Annotated in this window: 1 tRNA gene and 1 rRNA gene; both read left to right on the top strand. The window is 55.1% G+C overall.

The features are described 5' to 3' along the window. Positions 1–1219 (top strand): 16S ribosomal RNA (locus tag CDH48_RS19005); the annotation flags it as partial. A 230-nt stretch (positions 1220–1449) separates the two neighbouring features. Then, positions 1450–1526: transfer RNA gene (locus CDH48_RS19000), tRNA-Ile, on the top strand. Positions 1527–1531: the final 5 nt, after the last annotated feature.

The following is a 1531-nucleotide window of genomic DNA, read 5'->3' as shown; positions in this document are numbered from 1 at the left end:
GAGACACGGCCCGAACTCCTACGGGAGGCAGCAGTGGGGAATATTGGACAATGGGCGCAAGCCTGATCCAGCCATGCCGCGTGTGTGAAGAAGGCTTTCGGGTTGTAAAGCACTTTCAGTGAGGAGGAAGGCCTTAAGGTTAATACCCTTGAGGATTGACGTCACTCACAGAAGAAGCACCGGCTAACTCCGTGCCAGCAGCCGCGGTAATACGGAGGGTGCAAGCGTTAATCGGAATTACTGGGCGTAAAGCGCGCGTAGGTGGTTGAGTAAGCGAGATGTGAAAGCCCCGGGCTTAACCTGGGAACGGCATTTCGAACTGCTTGGCTAGAGTGTGGTAGAGGGTAGTGGAATTTCCTGTGTAGCGGTGAAATGCGTAGATATAGGAAGGAACACCAGTGGCGAAGGCGGCTACCTGGACCAACACTGACACTGAGGTGCGAAAGCGTGGGGAGCAAACAGGATTAGATACCCTGGTAGTCCACGCCGTAAACGATGTCAACTAGCCGTTGGGGATCTTGAATCCTTAGTGGCGCAGCTAACGCACTAAGTTGACCGCCTGGGGAGTACGGCCGCAAGGTTAAAACTCAAATGAATTGACGGGGGCCCGCACAAGCGGTGGAGCATGTGGTTTAATTCGACGCAACGCGAAGAACCTTACCTGGCCTTGACATGCTGAGAACTTTCCAGAGATGGATTGGTGCCTTCGGGAACTCAGACACAGGTGCTGCATGGCCGTCGTCAGCTCGTGTCGTGAGATGTTGGGTTAAGTCCCGTAACGAGCGCAACCCCTATCCCTAGTTGCTAGCAGTTCGGCTGAGAACTCTAGGGAGACTGCCGGTGACAAACCGGAGGAAGGTGGGGATGACGTCAGGTCATCATGGCCCTTACGGCCAGGGCTACACACGTGCTACAATGGTGCGTACAGAGGGTTGCAAACCCGCGAGGGGGAGCCAATCTCACAAAACGCATCGTAGTCCGGATCGGAGTCTGCAACTCGACTCCGTGAAGTCGGAATCGCTAGTAATCGTGAATCAGAATGTCACGGTGAATACGTTCCCGGGCCTTGTACACACCGCCCGTCACACCATGGGAGTGGATTGCACCAGAAGTGGTTAGTCTAACCTTCGGGAGGACGATCACCACGGTGTGGTTCATGACTGGGGTGAAGTCGTAACAAGGTAGCCCTAGGGGAACCTGGGGCTGGATCACCTCCTTAAACGAAGTCGACGCTTCGGTCAGAGTCCACACGAATTACTTGGTTGATTGATAGAGAGAGCAATTGGGTCTTTGCAGGCCCGAGACGGTTTGTTTAAACCTCAGGGTTTAGCGCCGGATTCGGATCGGCTGGCAAGGTGCAGGCTGAGCGATGGCGGGAGCGTACACACGTACGTGACCAATAGCGTGAAGGTTGCAACGCGGCCAGACGGTTCGAAGACAAGCAAAACCGGGTCTGTAGCTCAGGTGGTTAGAGCGCACCCCTGATAAGGGTGAGGTCGGTGGTTCAAGTCCACCCAGACCCACCAGAATG

The organism is Marinobacter aromaticivorans, assembly GCF_002806975.1.
Taxonomy (GTDB): domain Bacteria; phylum Pseudomonadota; class Gammaproteobacteria; order Pseudomonadales; family Oleiphilaceae; genus Marinobacter; species Marinobacter aromaticivorans.
This window is presented reverse-complemented; position numbering and strand designations above follow the sequence as displayed.